13 protein-coding genes, 2 tRNA genes and 2 pseudogenes are annotated in these 16,853 nt (G+C 67.1%); 5 read left to right on the forward strand and 12 right to left on the reverse strand.

The window, feature by feature from the left end; translation table 11 throughout:
* Positions 1 to 89: 89 nt before the first annotated feature.
* A pseudogene (locus D1832_RS10950) lies at positions 90 to 406 on the forward strand (integrase core domain-containing protein); the annotation flags it as partial.
* An 82-nt stretch (positions 407 to 488) separates the two neighbouring features.
* Here D1832_RS10950 and D1832_RS15855 read toward each other — a convergent pair.
* Positions 489 to 695: pseudogene (locus D1832_RS15855) on the reverse strand (AAA family ATPase); the annotation flags it as partial.
* An 87-nt stretch (positions 696 to 782) separates the two neighbouring features.
* Between D1832_RS15855 and D1832_RS10960 the strand changes: the two are divergent.
* Positions 783 to 1,055, forward strand: coding sequence for a hypothetical protein (locus D1832_RS10960; protein ID WP_415557199.1), 273 nt, complete (start codon positions 783 to 785; stop codon positions 1,053 to 1,055).
* A 165-nt stretch (positions 1,056 to 1,220) separates the two neighbouring features.
* Here the strand turns inward: D1832_RS10960 and D1832_RS10965 are convergent, their stop codons facing one another.
* From D1832_RS10965 to D1832_RS10980, 3 genes are all read right to left on the reverse strand, one after another.
* Positions 1,221 to 2,351 (reverse strand): NAD(P)/FAD-dependent oxidoreductase, encoded by a 1,131-nt coding sequence (locus tag D1832_RS10965; RefSeq protein WP_182434762.1) that lies wholly within the window; start codon positions 2,349 to 2,351, stop codon positions 1,221 to 1,223.
* 141 nt (positions 2,352 to 2,492) lie between these two features.
* Entirely contained in the window at positions 2,493 to 3,170 is a 678-nt protein-coding gene (locus tag D1832_RS16330; protein ID WP_428830880.1) for a DJ-1/PfpI family protein, read from the reverse strand.
* 163 nt (positions 3,171 to 3,333) lie between these two features.
* Entirely contained in the window at positions 3,334 to 3,915 is a 582-nt protein-coding gene (locus D1832_RS10980; protein WP_118914026.1) for a GAD-like domain-containing protein, read from the reverse strand.
* A gap of 164 nt (positions 3,916 to 4,079) precedes the next feature.
* Here D1832_RS10980 and valS point away from each other — a divergent pair, with 164 nt between their 5' ends.
* Positions 4,080 to 6,761 (forward strand): valine--tRNA ligase, encoded by a 2,682-nt coding sequence (valS, locus tag D1832_RS10985; protein WP_118914028.1) that lies wholly within the window; start codon positions 4,080 to 4,082, stop codon positions 6,759 to 6,761.
* A gap of 90 nt (positions 6,762 to 6,851) precedes the next feature.
* On the opposite strand, the gene clpX is transcribed toward valS, so the two are convergent.
* From clpX to D1832_RS11015, 6 genes are all read right to left on the reverse strand, one after another.
* Positions 6,852 to 8,090, reverse strand: coding sequence for an ATP-dependent Clp protease ATP-binding subunit ClpX (gene clpX / locus D1832_RS10990; protein WP_118914030.1), 1,239 nt, complete (start codon positions 8,088 to 8,090; stop codon positions 6,852 to 6,854).
* Positions 8,091 to 8,323: 233 nt separating this feature from the next.
* Positions 8,324 to 8,986: an ATP-dependent Clp protease proteolytic subunit gene (locus D1832_RS10995; RefSeq protein ID WP_118914032.1), complete on the reverse strand. Its 663-nt coding sequence runs from the start codon at positions 8,984 to 8,986 to the stop codon at positions 8,324 to 8,326.
* A 32-nt stretch (positions 8,987 to 9,018) separates the two neighbouring features.
* Positions 9,019 to 9,606 (reverse strand): ATP-dependent Clp protease proteolytic subunit, encoded by a 588-nt coding sequence (locus tag D1832_RS11000; protein ID WP_118914138.1) that lies wholly within the window; start codon positions 9,604 to 9,606, stop codon positions 9,019 to 9,021.
* Between the two features lie 284 nt (positions 9,607 to 9,890).
* On the reverse strand, positions 9,891 to 11,414 hold the full coding sequence (gene tig, locus D1832_RS11005) for a trigger factor (protein ID WP_118914035.1): 1,524 nt from the start codon (positions 11,412 to 11,414) through the stop codon (positions 9,891 to 9,893).
* A gap of 128 nt (positions 11,415 to 11,542) precedes the next feature.
* Positions 11,543 to 11,616, reverse strand: a tRNA-Pro gene (locus tag D1832_RS11010).
* Positions 11,617 to 11,730: 114 nt separating this feature from the next.
* Positions 11,731 to 11,804 (reverse strand) — tRNA-Gly (locus D1832_RS11015).
* Positions 11,805 to 11,992: 188 nt separating this feature from the next.
* Here D1832_RS11015 and D1832_RS11020 point away from each other — a divergent pair.
* A complete protein-coding gene (locus D1832_RS11020) occupies positions 11,993 to 12,184 on the forward strand; it encodes an antitoxin (protein ID WP_118914037.1) in 192 nt (63 codons plus the stop codon).
* 124 nt (positions 12,185 to 12,308) lie between these two features.
* Here the strand turns inward: D1832_RS11020 and D1832_RS11025 are convergent, their stop codons facing one another.
* The gene (locus tag D1832_RS11025) at positions 12,309 to 13,439 is read right to left on the reverse strand and encodes a PP2C family protein-serine/threonine phosphatase (protein ID WP_182434763.1); all 1,131 of its coding nucleotides are present in this window, start codon (positions 13,437 to 13,439) and stop codon (positions 12,309 to 12,311) included.
* Between the two features lie 108 nt (positions 13,440 to 13,547).
* Positions 13,548 to 14,012, reverse strand: a complete 465-nt coding sequence (locus D1832_RS11030; protein ID WP_118914140.1) for a ribose-5-phosphate isomerase — start codon at positions 14,010 to 14,012, stop codon at positions 13,548 to 13,550.
* A gap of 215 nt (positions 14,013 to 14,227) precedes the next feature.
* Here D1832_RS11030 and pepN point away from each other — a divergent pair, with 215 nt between their 5' ends.
* Positions 14,228 to 16,798 carry an aminopeptidase N gene (gene pepN / locus D1832_RS11035; protein ID WP_118914041.1) on the forward strand — a complete coding sequence of 857 codons (2,571 nt, stop codon included), beginning with the start codon at positions 14,228 to 14,230 and terminating at the stop codon, positions 16,796 to 16,798.
* The last annotated feature ends 55 nt before the right edge of the window (positions 16,799 to 16,853 follow it).

A 16,853-nucleotide genomic window follows, 5' to 3' on the forward strand; every position in this document is an offset into this window, starting at 1 on the left:
AAAATCACTGGGCTGGAAGACCCCAGCGGAAGTCTTTAACGAGCATCTACTCTTGCACCAACAAGCTGGTGTTGCATCGACCGGTTGAACCTGGTCAATACACATCCGTAGTGCTGACCGATCACCTCGCGCTCGAGCAGATCGCACCCTCGATCGGAAGCATCGGCGACGCGTACGACAACGCCCTGATGGAGACGATCAACGGCGTCTACAAGGCCGAATGCGTCCGCACCACCATCTTCACGACGGCCCCTACAAGACGATCGCGGACGTCGAGTTCGCGACAGCTGGGTGGGTCGACTGGTACAACCACCGCAGGCTCCACGGTAGCCTCGGAATGGTCAGCCCCGACGAGTTCGAGGCGGCCTACTACGCGGCCCTCAACCCAGAGCCGCTCCCCGCATAGAAGCGGCCGAGAACCTGGGACGGTTCATTGCCTGTGAGCAGCTTCGCTTTATGTCGTCGTTTTCGCTGCGATCGGTGTCGGGTTAGGTGGTGGCGATGACGACGGTGCTGCGGGCGGCTTCGACGACGTCGATGGTAATGACGTCGAGCTCGTTGATCTTCAGGACGCGTTGGATCTGAGTAAGGAGGCGCTCAAGGAGCCGGAGGTTGCCGCGAGTGATGCGTTGGACGGCGGCGACGGCTTGCGCGTCGGTGAAGTCGTCGGGGTCGAGTGTCTTGCCGAGCTTGCGTCAAAGAGGTTCGAGGACGAGCGAAAGCTCCAGGAAGTCTGGGGCACGTCGCGGAACCGTTCCTAGCGTCGCACCGACTATTGAAGTGTGGGTGGTCGTTGTTCGACCGCCGCTGCGAGGGACCCTAGCCAGGACGAACCGCTGCTCGATGCGGGCAACACGCTCGTCGCCGCGGAGCTGGACACGCGCGTTGTCGCGGTGGCCGATCGCGTGATCGATCTTGGACCCGGCGCGGGCGACGCCGGCGGGGCCGTGGTTGCAGCTGGTACGCCCGCCTACGTCGCGGACAAGGGCGTCGGTGCTTCCGCTGGCTACCTTTCCAGCGCACTGCAGGCAGCCACCAACGCGACCCCAATGTGACGAGTGTGTCGCTGTGCGATCTGAACATCGCACAGCGACACACTCGACGAGGTCGTAGTCTCAGGCGGGGAGCTTAGAGGGCAGGACGTCCAACTTCTCGATCGTGGGATCGCTGAACAGTTTGCCGGCCAGAATCTCGGGTCCCCCGCGATTGGGAGACACGCCCTAGCTCTGGGCCTCGCCGAGGCGCGCTTCCGGCGTGAGCTCGGCGCGGAGACCGCCGCCGGTCGCAGCCTGGGCAAGAGCGCGACCCAGCGCAGGTGCCTGCTTGAACAAATTGTGACCAGCCACAAAAAGGACAGAGCCTGCCTCCCACACGGCCACGCCGTCCTCACTCCACGGGAGGTCGGTCACCCAGCAGTGAAGGAAGTCGCGCGGCTCTGGGTGGAGACCGGGCAGCGCCCGTGTCACGTATTCGCGTGCGCGTTCGTCCAGTGATCGAATCGCCGCCGGGTCGATGAACGTTCCGTCGTCGCGGACGCCGACGGTGTCGCTGAGTCCGACCGAATAGCTTCTGTTGCCCGGTAGCGGCGTCGCGTAGACGCCGACTTCACCGAAGACGTCGCTGCTGTCCTGCAGGCACGCGACTCGTGCCGGGGCGGCGACTTTCACGTCGAAGGTCAGCCGGACGTGTGCGGCAAGGCGAACCGGCAGCGACAGGCCGACGCTGCGTGCCAGGCGGGCGGTTTCGCGGCCGGCGCACACGACCACCTTGGAGTAGACAGCTCGGTCGGTGACGCTGCGCACCTCGACCGTCCCATCGGCGCGGGGATCGATGGAGATGACCTCTGCGGTGGTGACCGCATCGGCGAGGGCACCCGTGAGTGCCGTGATCGCGGCGCGGGTGCGGATCGCGCCGCCCGACTCGTCGAGCACCGCTGGCCCCGAATACCCAGCGAGCAGCGGCATTCGCTGGGCGACCTCGGTCGCGTCGATCTCGTGCGCTTCCACGCCGCCGACCTGGTCGAGCACCCGCAGCCGCGCCAGGGCGCTGTCTCCGATCGCCAGGACACCGTCCGATGAGACCAGCTCGACGTCGAAGTGTTCGGCCCACTCATCCCATATGCCGCGGCTTTCGCGCGCGAAAGCGACGAGTCGCGGGTCGTCGTGGGCATGCCGGAAGATCCGTGACTCGCCTGCGGACTGACCCGTCCCGGGCAGACCAGCCTCGTATAGGCGGACCGGCACGCCCTGCTCTCGCAGCGCGTACGCCGTCGACAGACCGACGATCCCGCCCCCGATCACCGCTACCTCGGGTGAACGCGTCGTGGCAACGCCGTCGTCAGTTCCTGTCATCACGGTTCCCCGATCTGTTGGTGATTAGCGATAGGCCGCAAGAGAAGGGGTAGCTGCCACGACGTCAGCGGGCTGCGTAAGCCCGAAGTCACCGTGCGCAGCGACCCCTCCTCTCTGGGCCAGTACTCCCGCTCTGTGGTGTCAGGCGGGGAGTTTGGAGCCCAGGACGTCCAATTTCTCGATCGTCGGCTCGCTGAACAGCTTGCCGGTCTGCTCGCCGAGAGCGGCAGCGACTGCACCGGACAGGTGCGCGTCGCGGCCGGCGTCATCCGGGAACACGTCGAAGATCCCGAAGGAGGACGGGCCGAGACGGATCGCGAACCACGCGATGGTGGCCGGTTCCTCCTCGACGAGCCCTCGCCCGAGGCCGAGAAATTCCTGCACCTCGTCTTCCTTGCCGGGCAGGGCCTCCAGCGTGACAAGCAGTCCTTTGGTCACGCTCATGACGTCACCTCTTCCTGGGCCGAACTGCTCGCAAAATTTCGCCACGATCGTATCGCAGAACGCAGGCAGGTCTTCGGGTGATCGGCTGGTGATCAGGTTCCCGTCGACCACGACATCCTGTTCGACGACCTCCGCACCGGCGTTGCGCAGATCCGTGCGGATGCTCGGGAAGGACGTCAAGGTGGGACCTTCGACCAAGCCGGCCTCGATCAACGTCCAGGGCCCGTGACAGATCGCCGCCTCGGGCTTGCCACTCTCGACGAAGTCGCGGACGAAGGAAAGGGCGTCCTTGTCGACCCGGAGCTGGTCAGGGTTCACCGTGCCGCCGGGAAGCAGCAGGGCGTCGTAATCGCCCGCCGAGGCGTCGGCGACCAACCCGTCGACGGTGAACGTGCCCGCTTCATCCAGGTCGTTCTTACGGGCCTCGATCTCGCCGTCGTGGATCTAGAGGACCTCGGTCTGAGCGCCGGCCCGATCCAGTGCTTCGCGGGGTTGCTCGAGCTCAACGCGTTCTACTCCGTCGGCGGCTGCCTCAGCGCTAACGCTGCTCGCGCACCATCCGGTGGGTCAGGAGGGCGTGCTGGACGCCGTCGCCCTTCGTCAGCGACTCGGGGCTGACGGAGCCGCCCAGGGGAAGCATCGGCGTGAAGTAGTAGAGCTCGCCGTCGCCCAGCGGGCCGAGCTTCGAGCGCGCACCCTGGTGCGGGCCTCGCAAGTCGGAAAGGTGCGAGCTCTGCGAGAGCAGGTGCTCGGTGAAGAACTCCTCGACCGACTCGGCGACGACCATGTTCGTGAGGAAGTGCGGGTCGAGGCACTCGACCTGGCCCGACGGAGCCACGTGGTACACGTGCCCGAAGCTCGTCACGGCGAACGGAATGCTCGACACGTCGGCGCCGAACCACTCGACGAGCACCGGCATCCACCGGCTCGGGTCGACGAGCAACAGTTCCTGCTGGCCGTACCAGCCGAGGCCGTGGCGGCGGTACAGCTCGACGAGCGACGAGGGCAGCTTGCCCTGCGCGTACTCGAGGAAGCCCTCCCCGACCGGCGTCACCTGGGTGGGGGCGTACCGCGAGACGAACGGCTCCAGCGCGAAGGACCCACGCGAGTCAAAGTTCATCGGACTTACTCCTTCTCGGGTTCACGCACCGACTCGCAGCCACTGCGCGAACGCCTCATCGTCGCGCGCCCGCGCTGTCGCGGGGCACGCCCATTCCGTCTAAGCCTAGGCGGACGCCGCGGAGGTTGTCGCATCGAGGGGAGAGAGCATGAAAACATAGCCGCATGACTGCTGAATCCACGCCTACCGCTCGTCCCATGCCGGACAAGCCCACCGTCGACGGACTCGAAGACACGTGGGGCGCGGTATGGAAGCAGAACGGCACGTACACCTTCGACCGTGAGCGTGCGCTCGGTCTGCCCCGCGAGCAGGTCTTCGCCATCGACACTCCCCCGCCGACAGCGTCGGGGTCGCTCCACGTGGGCCACGTCTTCAGTTACACCCACACCGACTGCATGGCGCGCTACCAGCGCATGCAGGGGCGTGAGGTCTTCTACCCGATCGGTTGGGACGACAACGGCCTGCCCACCGAGCGTCGTGTGCAGAACTACTACGGCGTGCGCGGTGACGCCACGAAGGCCTACATCCCCGACTACACCCCGCCGCTGCAGGGTGCCGAGGGCAAGAGCGTCAAGGCCGCCGACCAGGAACCGATCGGTCGTCAGAACTTCATCGAGCTGTGCGACATCCTCACCGTCAAGGACGAGGAGACGTTCGAGGATCTCTTCCGCCGCCTCGGCATCAGCGTCGACTGGAACGTCTCCTACCGCACGATCGACGAGCGTTCGCGCGCCGTCGCCCAGCAGGCCTTTTTGCGCAATCTGAAGCGCGGCGAGGCCTACCAGCAGGAGGCGCCGGGCCTGTGGGACGTCACGTTCCAGACGGCCGTCGCCCAGGCCGAACTCGAGGCGCGCGACTACCCGGGCGCCTACCACCGCGTCGCGTTCCACAGCGACGCCGCTGACGACGGCCGCGTCTACATCGAGACGACGCGCCCCGAGTTGCTGCCCGCCGTCGTCGCGCTCATCGCGCACCCGGACGACGAGCGCTACCAGCCGCTGTTCGGCACCACGGTCACGAGCCCGCTGTTCGGCGTCGAGATCCCCGTGCTCGCTCACCCCATGGCGGAGATGGACAAGGGCGCAGGCATCGCGATGTGCTGCACCTTCGGTGACCTCACCGACGTGCAGTGGTGGCGCGAACTGCAGTTGCCGACCCGCTCGATCATCACGCGCAGCGGCCGCATCACCGCCGAGACCCCCGAGTGGATCGCCGGCGGCCCGGGTGAGGAGCTCTTCGCCGAGAACCTCGCGACGAAGACGACGTTCACGGCCCGCGAGAACGTCGTCAAGGCGCTCATCGCCTCCGGCGACCTCGACGGCGAACCGAAGAAGACGCAGCGCAAGGCCAACTTCTTCGAGAAGGGCGACAAGCCCCTCGAGATCGTCACGAGCCGCCAGTGGTACATCAAGAACGGCGGTCGCGACAAGGATCTCCAGTCGGCGCTCGTCCAGCGCGGCAATGAGATGACCTGGCACCCGGGCTTCATGCAGAGCCGCTACACGAACTGGATCGAGGGCCTGCACGGCGACTGGCTCATCTCGCGCCAGCGCTTCTTCGGCGTGCCGTTCCCGATCTGGTACCCGGTCGACGCGCAGGGCGAGACCGACTACGACAACCCGATCGTGCCCGACGAGGCCGACCTGCCGATCGACCCGCAGGGTCAGGCGCCGAAGGGCTACGACGAGTCCCAGCGCGGTCAGGCGGGCGGCTTCGTCGCCGACCCGGACGTCATGGACACGTGGGCCACGTCGTCGCTTTCGCCGCAGATCGCCACCGGCTGGCCGATCGCCGACGGCAGCGCCCACGGCAGCGACGCCGAGCTGTTCGCCAAGATCTTCCCGATGGACATGCGCCCGCAGGGCCACGACATCATCCGTACCTGGCTGTTCGCGACCGCGGTGCGCGCGCACCACGAGAACGGCTCGGTGCCGTGGACGAACACGGCCATCTCCGGCTGGATCCTCGACCCGGACCGCAAGAAGATGTCGAAGTCGAAGGGCAACGCGCAGACGCCCGAGGACGTCGTCAAGGAGTTCGGCGCCGACGCCGTGCGCTACTGGGCCGCCTCCGGGCGCCTCGGCACCGACGCCGCGTACGACACGGGTCAGATGAAGGTCGGCCGTCGCCTCGCGATGAAGATCCTCAACGCCTCGAAGTTCGCGTACATGACGCCGGAGCCGAGCGCCGCCGACGGTGACCTGCTCGTGCTCGTGACGCAGCCGCTCGACACGTCGATGCTGGCCACGCTGCACGACGTCGTCGAACGCGCCACGAAGGGCTTCGAGGCCTGGGATTACACCCGCTCCCTCGAGCTGACCGAGACGTTCTTCTGGACGTTCTGTGACGACTACATCGAGCTCGTCAAGGAGCGCGCCAACAACCGTGACGGCACGTTCAGCGACGCCGAGGCCGCTTCGACCCAGGCTGCGGTCCGCATCGCTCTCGACGTGCTGCTGCGCCTCTTCGCGCCGGTGTTGCCGTACGCCACGGAGGAAGTGTGGTCGTGGACGCACGCGGACTCGATCCACCGCGCGCCGTGGCCGTCGGTCACAGGCTCGACGCTCCCGGCCGACGCCGACCCGAAGGTTCTCACGGCGGTCTCGCAGGCTCTCGCGGGTGTGCGCCGCGCCAAGTCGGACGCGAAGCTCGGCATGCGTGCCGAGGTCACGTCGATGACGCTCGCGGGCCCGGCTGACGCTCTCGCAGCCGCCGAGAAGGGTGAGGCCGATCTGCGCGCTGCAGGTCGCATCACCGGTATGACGACGGCGGTCGAGGAGACCGAGGGCGCAACGCTCGTCGTGCGCGACGCAGAGCTCACGCCTCCCCCGCCGAAGCAGAAGTGACGCAGTGACACGACGAAGCGGCCCTGACCTTTGAAAGGTCAGGGCCGCTTCGTTCGTTCTCGCCCTTAGCCGTGGCGGCGAGAGCGTGAATCAGGCGGCGCGGCGACGCACGATCGTCGGGTCGACGCGGTGGAGCACGACCTCGCGGGTGACGACGACCTTGTCGATGTCGTCCTCGCTCGGGACGTCAAACATCACCGGCAGGAGCACCTCTTCGAGGATGGCGCGCAGACCGCGAGCGCCGGTGCCGCGGCTCATCGCCTGCTCGGCGACGGCGTCCAGGGCATCGGGCGTGAACTCGAGCTTCACACCGTCGATCTCGAACATGCGCTTGTACTGCTTGACGAGGGCGTTCTTCGGCTCGGTGAGGATGCTCACCATGCCCTCACGGTCGAGCGGCTCGACGGTCGTGATGACGGGCAGACGACCGATGAACTCGGGGATGAGGCCGAACTTCATGAGGTCCTCGGGCTGCACCTCGGCCATCGAGGCATCGCCACCGGCGGGCGTGTGCAGCTGCGAGCCGAAGCCGAGGCCCTTCTTGCCGTTGCGGTCCTCGATGATCTTCTCGAGGCCCGCGAACGCACCACCGACGATGAACAGCACGTTCGTCGTGTCGATCTGGATGAACTCCTGGTGCGGGTGCTTGCGCCCACCCTGGGGCGGCACCGAGGCGGCCGTGCCCTCGAGGATCTTGAGCAGCGCCTGCTGCACGCCCTCACCGGAGACGTCGCGCGTGATCGACGGGTTCTCGCTCTTACGGGCCACCTTGTCGATCTCGTCGATGTAGATGATGCCGGTCTCGGCCTTCTTCGTGTCGAAATCGGAGGCCTGCAGTAGCTTGAGCAGGATGTTCTCGACGTCCTCGCCGACGTAGCCGGCCTCCGTCAGCGCCGTGGCGTCCGCGATGGCGAACGGGACGTTGAGCATCTTGGCCATCGTCTGGGCGAGGTAGGTCTTGCCACAGCCGGTGGGGCCGATGAGCAGGATGTTGGACTTGGCGATCTCCACCGGGTCCTTCGACGTCGAGTCGGACGCCTGGACGCGCTTGTAGTGGTTGTAGACCGCGACGGCGAGGGCGCGCTTGGCGGCGTCCTGGCCGATGACGTACTCGCGCAGGAAGTCGAAGATCTCGCGCGGCTTCGGCAGCTTCTCGAGGCCGAGATCGACCGAGTCGGTCAGCTCTTCCTCGATGATCTCGTTGCACAGGTCGATGCACTCGTCACAGATGTAGACGCCGGGGCCGGCAATCAGCTTCTTGACCGTCTTCTGGCTCTTGCCACAGAACGAACACTTGAGCAGATCGCTGCTCTCGCCCACGCGTGCCACCGGTCGTTCCCTTCGTCGTCCTACCTAGACAACACGGGGATCGCCCCCGTGAAGTGCACCGTACGACGGTAGTTCACCGCGCACGCCTCCCCCATCATTGAACCGCGCGTGGCGGCTCGACGCGAGCCTGTTCGCCACCGGCGGAAAGCTCGCGTCACCTACGCGAACGCGCCGGCACCCCCGAGGGGCACCGGCGCGTTCGTGTCGTCACGTCGCGTTCACAGCGCGAGGCATCACTGCTCGAGCGAGGCCTTGCGGCTCTGCAGCACCTCGTCGACGAGACCGTACTCCTTGGCCATCTCGGCCGTGAGGATCTTGTCGCGGTCGATGTCGGCTCGCACCTGCTCGACGCTGCGACCGGAGTGCTTCGCCAGCGTCTCCTCCAGCCAGTCACGCATACGCATGATCTCGTTGGCCTGGATCTCGACGTCGGAGGCCTGGCCACCCGAGCCCTCCATGGCCGGCTGGTGGATGAGAACGCGAGCGTTCGGCAGCGCGAAACGCTTGCCCGGCGCACCGGCGCCCAGCAGCACAGCGGCGGCCGAAGCGGCCTGGCCGAGCACGAACGTCTGCACGTCCGGGCGGATGTACTGCATCGTGTCGTAGATCGCCGTGAGGGCCGTGAACGAGCCACCGGGCGAGTTGATGTACATGAGGATGTCGCGGTCCGGGTCCTGCGATTCCAGGACGATGAGCTGCGCAATGATGTCGTCGGCCGACGCGTCGTCGACCTGGACGCCGAGGAAGATAATGCGGTCCTCGAACAGCTTCGTGTACGGGTCGAGGCGCTTCGTGCCGTAGGAGGTGCGCTCCTCGAACTGCGGCAGGATGTAGCGGCTCGTGGGCATCGGCGCCGTCACGCCGCCGTGAGCGCCCGTCGGGTTCGTGTAGTTCATTGAATTACTCCGTCAGTAGTCGCGGGCGGCGATCAGTTGGACGACTTCGTCGCGTCCGAGGAACGCTCGAAGACGTGGTCGACGAAGCCGTACTCCTTGGCCTCGTTCGCCGTGAACCAGCGGTCGCGGTCCGAGTCGGCCTCGATCTTCTCGACCGGCTGACCCGTGTGCTCTGCGATGAGCTCGGCCATCTGCTTCTTGATGTGCAGCAGCTGCTCGGCCTGAGTTTTGACGTCGGACGCCGTTCCCTGAATGCCACCGAGGGGCTGGTGCATCATGATGCGCGCGTGCGGCGTCGCGTAGCGCTTGCCCTGAGCGCCGGCGGACAGCAGGAACTGGCCCATCGAGGCAGCGAGGCCCATGGCCACGGTGCACACGTCGTTCGGCACCCACTGCATCGTGTCGAAGATGGCCATACCAGCGGTCACCGAACCACCCGGGGAGTTGATGTAGAGCCAGATGTCCTTCTCCGGGTCCTCGGCAGCGAGCAGGAGAAGCTGCGCGCAGATCGCGTTCGCGTTGTCGTCGCGCACGTCCGATCCGAGGAAGATGATGCGCTCCTTGAGGAGGCGGTTGTAGATCTGGTCGTCGAGACCGGCAGCCATCTGCTGGCTCGCCATGACCACGTCCGAGGACTTGGCTGTCGTCAAGGGATCACTCCATCCGAATCTGCCACCCGGCACGCGGATGACACCATGCTTGAACTCTTCACTGACCCTAACGCGCGGGCCCGCGACTTTCGTCCCCGTCCCGGCCGGTGTTCGCCCTGAGCGCAAGCGCGGGCGCTGACCGACTCACGCGAGGCACACGCAAAACTGCGGCCCGATGACGAGAGCGCGGCTCCGCTCGCACCGGGTGTGCGTGCGGAGCCGCGCTCCTGCTGGCGTTCAGGCCTGCGGCGACATCACTTGTCGTCGGCAGCCTTCTTCGTCGCGGTCTTCTTGGCCGTGCTCTTCTTGGCAGCTGCCTTCTTGGCCGGCTTCTCGTCGCCGTCCTTGGCAGCGGCCTTCTTGGCCGTGCTCTTCTTCGCGGCAGCCTTCTTGGCCGGCTTCTCGTCGCCGTCCTTGGCAGCGGCCTTCTTGGCCGTGCTCTTCTTCGCAGCTGCCTTCTTGACCGGCTTCTCCTCGGCGGGCTTCTCGTCCGCGTCGGCCTCGTCGTCACCGGTGTCGACGGCCTCGTTGAGGTCGACGACGTTGCCCGCGGTGTCCTTGACCTTGGCGGACTCGAGGACCGTGGCGAGCGCCTTGCGGCGAGCGACCTCACCCATGATGGCCGGCACCTGGCCCTGGGCGTCGAGCGCCTGGGCGAAGGTGTTCGGGTCCATGCCGTACTGCTGCGCCGACATGATGAGGTACTCGATGAGCTCCTCCTGGCCGACCTGGATCTCCTGCGTCTCGACGATCTCGTCGAGCAGGAGCTGCGTGGCGACCTGCTTGCGGGTGCTCTCGGTGACCTCAGCGCGGTGCTCGTCGTCGTCGAGGCGGTTCTCGCCCTCGAGGTGGTTGTGCACCTCTTCGTTGACGACGCCGTCCGGGACGGGGATGTCAATGGCCTCCAGCAGCGCGTCGAGCACCTTGTCACGGGCCTGAACGCCCTGCTCGAAGCGCTTCGTGCGCTCGACCTCGGAGCGAAGGTCGGCCTTCAGCTCGTCGAGCGTGTCGAAGGACGAGGCGAGCTGGGCGAACTCGTCGTCGAGCTCGGGGAGCTCGCGCTCCTTGACCGACTCGATCTTGACGGTGCACTCGGCGTCCTGGCCCTCGTGCTCGCCACCGGCCAGCGGCGACGTGAAGGTGGTCTCCTCGCCGGCCTTGAGGCCGGTGAGCGCCTTGTCGAGGCCTTCGAGCATCGTGCCCGAGCCGATCTCGTAGGAGACGCCGGAGACGGAGTCGATCTCGTTGCCGTCTATCGTGGCGGACAGGTCGATGGAGACGAAGTCGCCCTTCTTGGCCTTGCGCTCGACGCCCTTGAGCGTGCCGAAGCGCTCGCGCAGCTCGGTGATGCGCTCTTCCAGGTCGGCGTCGCTGACCTCGATCGGGTCGACCTCGACCTCGAGGGTGTCGAAGGCGGGGAGCTTGATCTCGGGGCGGACGTCGACCTCAGCGGTGAACGTCAGGCCCTGGCCCTCTTCGAGCGGGAAGTCGGTGATGTCGACCTCGGGCTGGCCGAGCGGCTTGATGTCGTTCTCGACGATCGCGTTGGTGTACAGCTCGGGGAGCGCCTCGTTGACGGCCTCCTGCACGACGGCTGCACGGCCGAAGCGCTGCTCGATGAGCTTCGCGGGAACCTTGCCCTTGCGGAAGCCGGGGATCTGAACCTGCTCGCCGATCGTCTTGTACGCCTTGTCCAGGCTCGGCTTGAGCTCCTCGGCAGTCACGTCGACGGTCAGCTTGACCCGCGTCGGGTTGAGGGTCTCGACAGCGCTCTTCACAGCGTGTACTCCAGTAGTCGATGGGATGGGTCACGAGCCGCGACCGGCGAGGCGGGACGCCTGCTGCGTCCTGGCGCCTCATTGCACGGCGCGGCTCGCCGTACATGAACTTCTGTCCATGCTAACGGTCGGGGTAACAGGATTCGAACCTGCGGCCTTCCGCTCCCAAAGCGGACGCGCTACCAAGCTGCGCCATACCCCGCTCACAACCTCGTGTGAACACCGCATTCTCGCACAAGCCGCGGCCTCACCGGCTCTGCCACCTGCCAGGAACGACGAACGGCGGCCCTCGTGGTGAGGGCCGCCGTTCGCGGTGTGGAGCGGGCGACGAGAATCGAACTCGCGTAATCAGTTTGGAAGACTGAGGCTCTACCATTGAGCTACGCCCGCATGTTCGGCCCACATGCTAGCGCACTCGATGCGCGCCTCGCGCACCGCACCTGCCCGCGCCGCGTCAGGTCGCAGTTTGCGCCATATGGTGAACGCGAACTCTCGACTCCGACCTGAATTTGTGTTGGGGTGGGAACCAAGTCCGGGAACCTCCGGCACAGTGTTCCGACCTACACAGGAGGATCAGCATGGGAATCTTCGACAGCGCCAAGGACAAGGCCAGGGACTTCGCCGAGCAGAACCCCGACAAGCTCGACCAGGGCGTCGAGAAGGCGGGTGACTTCGCCGACGACCGTACGGGCGGCGAGCACGCTGACAAGATCGACAAGGGTCAGGACTTCGCCAACGAGAAGCTCGACGGCCTCGGCGGCGGTCAGTGATCTCGGGCTGACGCCTGAAACTTCAAAAGGGCCCCTCGGACAACGCGTCCGAGGGGCCCTTTTGCTGTACGCCGGGGCGAGCGCGCCCGACCACGCCCCCTTGCGGCGAACGTTCCTGCGTGGCTCAGAGCATCGGACGTCGGTAGCGGCGGTTGCCGTCGCGCCAGATGACGACGACGGAGCGGTCGTCGTCGCCGCCCAGGGCGGCGGAGCTCGTGCAGATGCGGTGAGCGCCACCCGTGAGACCCTCGCTGATTGCCGACTGCGTCATGGCGAGCAGGCGCTGCGTCCCGGCGGTGATGTCGCCGCCGGGACCCTCGACGACGCCATCGCTGTAGAGCACGACGACATCACCCGGCGCGAGCATCCCTGCCGCACGGGAGAAGTCGTCACGTCCCTGCTCGAAGAGGCCGAGGAGCAACCCCTCGGCACCGGTGACCATCTCCCAGCGGCGCGAGTCCGCGTGGTAGTGCGCCGCACTGGGGTGGCCCGCGGTCCCGATGCTGTACGAGCCGGTCCGCAGGTCGAGGCCGATGTGGATGGCGGAGGCAAAACCGTCACGCCAGCCCTGACGAATGAGGTAGCGGTTGGCCGCCGGCAGGAAGCCGGCCGGGTCCGTTTCCCCGAGCAACCCGCTCATTGCACCCGAGAGGAGCAGCGCGCGCATCCCTGCGGAGTGGCCACTGCCGGAGACATCGGTGAGAGCCACGTCGAGCTGGTCGCCGTGTCGGGCGCAGACGACGAAGTCGCCGCTGAACGCGCCACCCTTCGCGGGCAGGACGCAGTGCTCCATACGCACGTCGTCGGGAAGTTCGGGGGCGAGTGCCTGACGGTCGAGCCGCTCGCGAAGGTCCTTGAGCATGCCGGAACCCACGCTGAGTGGCACACCGAGTGCCTGCACGTTGCGCGTCACGAAGAACACGAGGCCGACGACGGCGAGGACGACGCACGCCACCGACCACTCGACGGTGCGATCACCCCAGGCGTACGCGACGACCACGAGGTAACCCGCCACGACGACGGCGATGGCCCGAGCCAGGGTGCGCCCCGACAGGAGGAACCCGGCGCACACGATGAGCGGCACGAAAACCGATTGGGAAACCGTGCCGGGGAAGCTGATACCGGCCAGTGTCGCGACGAGGGTGAGGAACGTGATGACCGCCGCGAGCAGGCGCGAGGAGTTGCGCCGGGGCGTCACGATGCGGCGCACCGACCGCTGGGGGCGCACCCGCTCGCTCGTGACGTCAAGAACCACAGATGCCATTCTATCCGGGGTGACAAACGTCTCACGAGGCGCCTGTGGACAAAGCGCAAGCACCGGGCCCGCACGGCATGCGGGGCCCGGCGCTCGGGTGTCAGTGACTCACAGCGGCGGCAGCGTGCCGTCCGTCTCGTAGGCCTCGACCATGGCGATGCGGCGCGCGTGACGCTCGACGCCGGTGAACTGCGTCGTGATGAAGGTGCGGGCAATCTCCTTCGCCTGCTCGATCGTGACGAAGCGGCCACCGATCGAGGCGATCTGCGCACCGTTGTGCTCGCGCGCCAAGGAGGCGAACTCCGGCGTCAGACACAAGGCCGCACGAATGCCGTCGACCTTGTTCGCCGCCATCTGCTCGCCGTTGCCCGAACCGCCCAGGACGAAGCCGAGCGAGTCGGCGTCGTCACGCACGGCCTCGGCCGCGCGCAGCACGAACACCGGGTAGTCGTCCTCCGCGTCGTACTCGGTGGGCCCGTGGTTGACGACGTCGTGCCCCTCAGCGGTGAGGAAGTCGACGAGGGCCTGCTGGGTTTCAAAGGCGGCGTGGTCGCCACCGACGTGGATGCGCATGTCTCTCTCTCGGTCGAGCGGGTCGTGGAGCTGGTCGAGCACGTTCGAGCGCGGCACGCCGCGGCCCGCGGGCCGCACCGCGAAGAACGCTCGTGCAAACCATCCTGCCACCTTCACCCCCGTGCAAGGATGGTCGACGGCGACCACGCGGGCGCGAGCGCGCCTCAGCGAACTGCGTCGCCTCCCCTCATCGCCTTCAGGAAGGAACCGACGCCGTGACCGGCTCGAACCTCACACGCGAGGAAGCCCTGGAGCGCAGCGCCAACATCGCTGTCGACTCCTACGACATCACGCTCGACCTCACGACGGGAGCCGAGACGTTCACGACGTCGTCGACGGTCCGTTTCAGCGCCACGCCGGGCAGTGAGACCTGGCTCGACTTCCTCGGCGAGAGCGTGGACCGCGTGGTGGTCGGCGGTGAGGACATCGCCGTCGAGTGGGACGGCGCCCGCGTGCGCGTGCCGAACCTCGCGGCCGAGAACGAGGTTCGCGTCGATGCCGTCGGCCGGTACATGAACACGGGTGAGGGCCTCCACCGCTTCGTCGACCCGGCTGACAACGAGGTCTACCTCTACTCCCAGTTCGAGGTACCCGACGCGCGACGCATGTACCCCGTGTTCGAACAGCCGGACCTCAAGGCGAGCTTCACCTTCACCGTCACCGCCCCGGCCCGCTGGCAGGTGCTCTCCAACGAGCCGACGCCCGAGCCGCAGCCTGCGGAGACGACCTACACCGGCCCCAACGGTGAGACCGAGCCGGCGGCCACGTGGCGCTTCGGGGCGACGCCGCGCATCTCCTGCTACATCACGGCCCTCGTGGCCGGCCCGTACGAGAAGTACACCGACGAAGTGACGTCCCGCGCGGGCACCGTGCCGCTCGGCGTCTACTGCCGCAAGTCGCTCGCGCCCCACATGGACGCCGACGAGATCTTCGACATCACCAAGCGCGGCTTCGCGTTCTTCGAGAACGAGTTCGACCAGCCTTACCCGTTCACCAAGTACGACCAGATCTTCACGCCCGAGTACAACATGGGCGCCATGGAGAACGCGGGCTGCGTCACCTTCACGGAGATGTACGTCTTCCGCGCCAAGGTGAGCGAGGCCATCATCGAGCGCCGCGCCCTCACCGTGCTGCACGAGCTCGCCCACATGTGGTTCGGCAACCTCGTCACGATGAAGTGGTGGAACGACCTGTGGCTCAACGAGTCGTTCGCCGAGTGGGCCTCGACGACGGCGCAGGCCGAAGCCACCCGTTGGGAGAGCGCCTGGACGACGTTCGGCACCTCGGAGAAGGCGTGGGCGTACCGCCAGGACCAGCTGAGCTCCACACACCCGATCGTCGCCCCGATCCGTGACCTCGCCGACGTCGAGGTGAACTTCGACGGCATCACGTACGCCAAGGGCGCCTCGGTGCTCAAGCAACTCGTCGCCTACGTCGGGCGCGAGTCGTTCACCGCCGGCCTGCGCGCGTACTTCGCGAAGTACGCGTGGCAGAACACGACGTTGCCCCAGCTGCTCGGCGAGCTGGAGTCGACGAGTGGCCGCGACCTGTCGTCCTGGTCGAAGCAGTGGCTCGAGACGGCCGGCGTCAACACGCTGCGCCCGGTCGTCGAGGTCGACGGCTCCGGTGTCATGACGCGCGTGCTCATCGAACAGAGCGCGACGAACGAACTGCCGACGCTGCGTCCCCACCGTCTCGCCGTGGGGTGCTACCGCCTCGAGGGCGACACCCTCGTGCGTACGCAGCGGGTGGAGCTCGACGTCACGGGTGAGAGCACCGAGGTCACCGAGCTCGTCGGGGTGGAGCAGCCGGATCTGCTCCTCGTCAACGACGACGACCTCGCCTACGCCAAGATCCGTCTCGACGAGCGCAGCCTCGCCACCGCCATTGCTCACCCGCGCGCCTTCACCAGCTCCCTGCCGCGTGCGCTCGTGCTCGGTGCGGCCTGGGACATGACGCGCGATGCGCAGATGCCGGCGGGCGACTTCGTCCGCATGGCGCTTGCGACCCTGCCGGGCGAGGACGACTCGACGCTGCTGCGCACCCTGCTCGGCCAGATGTCCACCGCCGCACTCACGTACTCGGCGCCCGCCAAGCGCGAGAAGCTCGTCGCCGACATGACGGGCGGGCTGCGCTCCCTGGCCGAGGAAGCCGAAGCCGGCAGCGACGCCCAGCTGCAGCTCGTGCAGACGTTCGCATCCTTCGCCCAGAGCGAGGAAGATGTTGCGTTCGTTCGTGCGCTGCTCTCGGGTGAGCGCACCCTCGACGGCCTCACCGTCGACACCGAGATGCGCTGGACGCTGCTCACGTCGCTCGCCGCTGCAGGTGCCGCCGACGCCGCGGAGATCGACGCCGAACTGGCCCGCGACAACACGGCCACGGGTGCCGAACGCGCGGCACGAGCTCGCGCGTCGCTGCCGACGTCCGAGGCGAAGGCGGCCGCATGGTCGTCCGTCGTCGACTCCGACGAGCTGGCCAACCAGACGATCGCCGAGACGGCGGCGGGATTCGGACACGTTCACGACGTGAGCCTGCTCGAGCCGTACGTCGAGAAGTACTTCGCGATGGCCGAGGACTACTGGGCAGGGCGCACCCACCACATCGCGGAGCTGGGCATCTCGTCGCTGTTCCCGATGGCGCTGGCCGGACCGCAGCTGCTCGACGCCGCGCAGCAGTGGCTCTCGTCGCACAGCGACTCCCCCGCGGGTCTCGTGCGCACGGTCGCCGAGAACCGTGACGCCGTCGCCCGAGCCGTCACGGCGCAGGAGTTCGACGCTCGCGCCTGATCCGGACTGATTACCGGAAGGAGGCCCCCGACACGATTCGTGTCGGGGGCCCCTT

Origin of the sequence: Dermacoccus abyssi (assembly GCF_003515945.1) — a bacterium.
In the GTDB taxonomy this organism is placed as follows: domain Bacteria; phylum Actinomycetota; class Actinomycetes; order Actinomycetales; family Dermatophilaceae; genus Dermacoccus; species Dermacoccus abyssi.

What these genes read in the sequence shown, in the direction of transcription:
- D1832_RS10965 (WP_182434762.1), bottom strand. Translation starts at nt 2,351, where the DNA reads ATGACAGGAACTGACGACGGCGTTGCCACGACGCGTTCACCCGAGGTA.
- D1832_RS10980 (WP_118914026.1), bottom strand. Translation starts at nt 3,915, where the DNA reads ATGAACTTTGACTCGCGTGGGTCCTTCGCGCTGGAGCCGTTCGTCTCG.
- valS (WP_118914028.1), top strand. Translation starts at nt 4,080, where the DNA reads ATGACTGCTGAATCCACGCCTACCGCTCGTCCCATGCCGGACAAGCCC.
- D1832_RS10995 (WP_118914032.1), bottom strand. Translation starts at nt 8,986, where the DNA reads ATGAACTACACGAACCCGACGGGCGCTCACGGCGGCGTGACGGCGCCG.
- D1832_RS11000 (WP_118914138.1), bottom strand. Translation starts at nt 9,606, where the DNA reads ATGGCGAGCCAGCAGATGGCTGCCGGTCTCGACGACCAGATCTACAAC.
- D1832_RS11020 (WP_118914037.1), top strand. Translation starts at nt 11,993, where the DNA reads ATGGGAATCTTCGACAGCGCCAAGGACAAGGCCAGGGACTTCGCCGAG.
- D1832_RS11030 (WP_118914140.1), bottom strand. Translation starts at nt 14,012, where the DNA reads ATGCGCATCCACGTCGGTGGCGACCACGCCGCCTTTGAAACCCAGCAG.